At 66.5% G+C, this 4,525-nt stretch carries 6 protein-coding genes and 1 pseudogene; 6 read left to right on the forward strand and 1 reads right to left on the reverse strand.

What is annotated here, in order from left to right; all coding sequences use genetic code 11:
* From WAN02_RS18270 to WAN02_RS18285, 4 genes and pseudogenes are all read left to right on the forward strand, one after another.
* Nucleotides 1–213, forward strand: a pseudogene (locus WAN02_RS18270) (acetyl-CoA carboxyl transferase); the annotation flags it as partial.
* Between the two features lie 65 nt (nt 214–278).
* Nucleotides 279–989: a two-component system response regulator PrrA gene (prrA, locus tag WAN02_RS18275; protein WP_331513837.1), complete on the forward strand. Its 711-nt coding sequence runs from the start codon at nt 279–281 to the stop codon at nt 987–989.
* 12 nt (nt 990–1,001) lie between these two features.
* Complete coding sequence (locus WAN02_RS18280; protein ID WP_422265659.1) at nt 1,002–2,345, forward strand: HAMP domain-containing sensor histidine kinase; 1,344 nt, start codon at nt 1,002–1,004, stop codon at nt 2,343–2,345.
* A gap of 159 nt (nt 2,346–2,504) precedes the next feature.
* Nucleotides 2,505–3,362, forward strand: coding sequence for a DUF559 domain-containing protein (locus WAN02_RS18285; protein ID WP_422265662.1), 858 nt, complete (start codon nt 2,505–2,507; stop codon nt 3,360–3,362).
* Nucleotides 3,363–3,445: 83 nt separating this feature from the next.
* Here the strand turns inward: WAN02_RS18285 and WAN02_RS18290 are convergent, their stop codons facing one another.
* Nucleotides 3,446–3,808 carry an FKBP-type peptidyl-prolyl cis-trans isomerase gene (locus WAN02_RS18290; RefSeq protein ID WP_331513839.1) on the reverse strand — a complete coding sequence of 121 codons (363 nt, stop codon included), beginning with the start codon at nt 3,806–3,808 and terminating at the stop codon, nt 3,446–3,448.
* A gap of 48 nt (nt 3,809–3,856) precedes the next feature.
* On the opposite strand from WAN02_RS18290, the gene WAN02_RS18295 reads away from it, so the two are divergent.
* A complete protein-coding gene (locus WAN02_RS18295; protein WP_422265660.1) occupies nt 3,857–4,111 on the forward strand; it encodes a DUF2630 family protein in 255 nt (84 codons plus the stop codon).
* 4 nt (nt 4,112–4,115) lie between these two features.
* Nucleotides 4,116–4,525 (forward strand): NAD(P)-binding protein (locus WAN02_RS18300; RefSeq protein WP_422265661.1); only part of this gene is annotated, 410 nt, incomplete at its 3' end.

The following is a 4,525-nucleotide window of genomic DNA, read 5'->3' on the forward strand; positions in this document are numbered from 1 at the left end:
GCCGCACAGGGCGTCCGCTCGGTCGACCTGCTGGCCTCCGGCATCGTCGACATCGTCGTGCCGGAGCACCCGGACGCCGCCGACGAACCGGCCGAGTTCTCCACCAGGCTGTCCGCGGCGATCGCCGTCGAGCTGTACGCGCTGCGCGGCATGGCCGACTCCGAGCGGACGGCGACGCGGTTGCGGCGCTACCGCAATATCGGGCTGCGCTGAACACCCCGCCGCGCCGGACGGGCCCGGGCGGGTGTTCCCACAGCTAAGGGGGATGATCAGGCATCATGGGCAGCATGGACACTGGCGCGACCTCACCGCGGGTTTTGGTTGTCGACGACGACTCCGACGTGCTTGCCTCGCTGGAACGCGGACTACGGTTGTCCGGGTTCGAGGTGGCGACCGCGGTCGACGGCGCCGAAGCGCTGCGCAGCGCCACCGAAACCCGGCCGGACGCGATCGTCCTCGACATCAACATGCCGGTGCTCGACGGGGTCAGCGTGGTGACCGCGCTACGGGCGATGGACAACGACGTGCCGGTCTGCGTGCTGAGCGCACGCAGCTCGGTCGACGACCGGGTGGCCGGTCTGGAGGCCGGGGCCGACGACTACCTGGTGAAGCCGTTCGTGCTGGCCGAGCTGGTGGCGCGGGTGCGGGCGCTGCTGCGACGTCGCGGAGCCACCGCGACGTCGTCCTCGGAAACCATCACGGTCGGCCCGCTGGAGGTCGACATCCCCGGCCGGCGGGCCCGGGTCAACGGCGTCGACGTCGACCTGACCAAGCGTGAATTCGATCTGCTGGCCGTGCTGGCCGAACACAAGACCGCGGTGCTGTCGCGCGCCCAGCTGCTGGAATTGGTGTGGGGATACGATTTCGCCGCCGACACCAACGTCGTCGACGTATTCATCGGATATCTGCGCCGCAAGCTGGAAGCCGGTGGCGGCCCCCGGCTGCTGCACACCGTCCGCGGCGTGGGGTTCGTTCTGCGCATGCAGTAACGGGAAGCGGACATGAACTTCTTGCAGAGGATCCTGACTCGCACACCCTCGCTGCGCGCCCGCGTGGTGGTCGCGACCGTCATCGGTGCGGCCATCCCGGTGCTCATCGTCGGCGTCGTCGTCTGGTTCGGCATCACCAACGACCGCAAGGAACGGCTGGACCGCCGGCTGGATGAGGCCGCCGGTTTCGCGATCCCATTCCTGCCCCGCGGGCTCGGCGAGATTCCGAAGTCGCCCAGCGACCAGGACGCCATCATCACCGTCCGCCACGTCAATGGCGAGGTGACCTCCAACACGACGGTCACGCTGCCCGAGTTGCCCGCCGGTTACGCCGACACCTACATCAACGGGGTGCGTTACCGGGTGCGTTCGGTGACCATCCCGGCGCCGCATCCGATGTTGGTGGAAGTCGGCGCCACCTACGACGCCACCATCGCCGACACCAACAACCTGCATCGCCGGGTGCTCTTGATCTGTCTGTTCTCGATCGCCGCAGCGGCCGTATTCGCTTGGCTGCTGGCCACTTTCGCAGTGCGACCGTTCAAACGGCTGGCGCAGCAGACCCGGTCCATCAACGCGGGCGACGAGAATCCACAAGTCCGGGTACGAGGCGCCAGCGAGGCCGTGGAGATCGCCGAGGCCATGCGCGGCATGCTGCAGCGTATTTGGGACGAGCAAAACCGCACACTCGACGCACTGGCCTCGGCGCGCGACTTCGCGGCAGTGTCCTCCCACGAGCTGCGCACGCCGCTGACCGCGATGCGCACCAACCTCGAGGTGCTGGCCACCCTCGACCTTCCCGACGAGCAGCGCAAAGAAGTGCTCAGCGACGTGATCCGCACCCAATCACGAATCGAGGCAACGCTTTCCGCACTTGAGCGGCTGGCACAGGGCGAGCTGTCGACGTCCGAGGATCATGTGCCGGTCGACATCACCGAGCTGCTCGACCGCGCGGCGCACGACGCCATGCGCATCTACCCCGACCTCGACGTGTCCCTGGCGCCGTCCCCGACCTGCATCATCGTCGGGCTGCCCGCCGGCCTGCGTCTCGCCGTGGACAATGCGATCGCCAATGCGGTCAAACATGGCGGCGCAACCAGCGTTCAGCTGTCCGCCGTCAGCTCGCGGGCCGGCGTGGAGATCGCCATCGACGACAACGGCAGCGGGCTGCCCGAAGCCGAACGCGAAGTGGTGTTCGAGCGGTTCTCCCGCGGCTCGACCGCGTCGCACTCGGGCTCCGGGCTCGGCCTGGCCTTGGTCGCCCAGCAGGCACACCTGCACGGCGGAACGGCGGCGCTGCAAGACAGCCCAATGGGCGGCGTACGTCTGCTGCTGCAGCTGCCGCCGCCGAGCTGAACGTCGATCACTAGCGCCTTTAAGCACCTTTACACACCGAGTGTGTAGGTAATTGAGGATGTTTCGCCGTTTTGGCGAGCAGAAGCTGCACAGTCAATGCGCCTGTGCATATTTGCGCCCGGCTTAGACCGGCGTTGATCGAAAATTTCGGCCATGAGCATGGGCGAGCGGCCGTTTCTTGGGCGGCAAGCCGTCCGGCGAGGCGAGATCTCGGCTTGGCAGCTGAAGCGGGATTACCGGCCCATCTACCGCAACGTCTACCTGTCGAAGCAGGCGACGCTGACCGCGCTTAACCGAGCCCGCGGGGCGTGGCTGTGGTCCGGCGGCGAGGCGACGCTGACTGGGCTGTCCGCGGCGGCGGTCCTGGGTACCAAATGGCTAGATGCCGGCGAGCCCGCAGAACTATGCCGTCTCAATCGACACGCCCCGTCAGGAATCATCGTCCATTCGTACGACCTAGGTGCGCCAGAAATCCACACCGTCAGTGGAATTCGGATTACCACGCCAGAACGTACCGCCTTTGACATCGGCCGATCGTCGCCGCCGAACCGGTCTATTCCGATCTTGGATGCGCTCGCGAATGCAACCAACTTCAAGGTTCCCGACGTCGTCGCCCTGGCCGATGCCAAGCCTGGGAGCCGGGGTATTCGACGGCTGCGATCGGTGTTGAAGCTGGTTGACGGCGGCGCCGAATCTCCGCAAGAGAGTCGGGTACGACTTTTGTTGGTCGGTGCAGGTTTGCCGCCGCCCGAGACACAGATCCAATTCACCGACGAGTTCGGTATCGCGCGGATCAGGGTCGACATGGGCTGGCGAAACTGGCGAGTCGCTGTCGAGTACGACGGCGTCCAACATTGGTCCGATCGATATCAGCGGTCGTGGGACATCGATCGGATCGCGATGCTCGAGGCGATGGGTTGGGTCGTCGTCCGGATCAGTGCGGAGATGCTTTCAAGACCAGATGTGATCATCGACCGAGTCCGCAGCAAACTCAGAGCAGCGGGCTGCCCCGTCTAGCGTTGAGCGTCGAGTGTGCAGGTTGCGCACGTGATTATTCCGATATCGCGATCACAAGCTGCACACTTGACGCGGCTGACGTACTAGCGAGTACCCAGCAGATCGATCACGAAGATCAGCGTCTTGCCGGACAGCTGGTGCCCCGAGCCGGCCGGCCCGTAAGCCTGCTCCGGCGGAATGATCAGCTGACGCCGGCCGCCGACCTTCATGCCCGGGATGCCGTCCTGCCAGCCCTGGATCAGGCCCTGCAGCGGAAACGAGATCGACTGGCCGCGGCCCCACGAGCTGTCGAACTCTTCGCCCGAGTCGTAGTCGACGCCGACGTAGTGCACCTCGACGGTGCCGCCCGGCACGGCTTCGGGTCCGTCGCCGACCACCAGGTCCTGGCTGACGAGTTGGGTAGGTGCTGGGCCGCTGGGAAATTCAATCTCAGGTTTGCTTGACACGAAAAAGACCCTAGTCCGGCACACTTGACTCGTGAAAGAGGACCGAGCATGACCAACAACCCAGACAACGCTGCCCTGTCGCGAATCAACGAACTCGTCGCCGAGGAGAAGGCGCTTCGAGAGCAGTTGCAGCACGGCCAGATCAGCGAGTCCGAGGAGCACAAGCGGCTGCGCCAACTCGAGATCGAACTCGACCAGTGCTGGGACCTGCTCAGGCAGCGCCGCGCCCTGCGCGAGACCGGCGGCGATCCCCGCGACGCCGCGGTGCGCCCCGCCGACGAGGTCGAGGGCTACCTGGGCTGAGCAGATGACTGCGCGTGAGGTCGACGCGGTCATCGTGGGCGGCGGACACAATGGTCTGGTCGCCGCCGCATACCTGGGCCGGGCCGGTCTGCGGGTGCTGCTGCTGGAACGGCTGCCGCACGTCGGCGGTGCCGCGGTGTCGTCACACGTCTTCGACGGTGTCGACGCGCGGCTTTCGCGGTACGCGTATCTGGTGAGCCTGCTGCCGGCGCGCATCCTCGATGACCTCGGCGCGACGGTCCGGTTGGCCCCGCGGCCCTATTCGTCGTACACCCCCGATCCGGCCACGGCCGGGCGCACCGGTCTGCTGATCGGTCCGCGGTCGACGTTCGACGCCATCGACGCCCACGACGACGAGCGGGCCTTCGCCGAGTTCTACCGGCGCTGCCGGCTGGTCACTGAGCGGCTGTGGCC

It is taken from the genome of Mycobacterium sp., from assembly GCF_049281135.1.
In the GTDB taxonomy this organism is placed as follows: Bacteria; Actinomycetota; Actinomycetes; order Mycobacteriales; family Mycobacteriaceae; genus Mycobacterium.

Coding starts and splice junctions, on each gene's coding strand:
- WAN02_RS18280 (WP_422265659.1), top strand. CDS start 1,002: ATGAACTTCTTGCAGAGGATCCTGACTCGCACACCCTCGCTGCGCGCC.
- WAN02_RS18295 (WP_422265660.1), top strand. CDS start 3,857: ATGACCAACAACCCAGACAACGCTGCCCTGTCGCGAATCAACGAACTC.
- prrA (WP_331513837.1), top strand. CDS start 279: ATGGGCAGCATGGACACTGGCGCGACCTCACCGCGGGTTTTGGTTGTC.
- WAN02_RS18285 (WP_422265662.1), top strand. CDS start 2,505: ATGGGCGAGCGGCCGTTTCTTGGGCGGCAAGCCGTCCGGCGAGGCGAG.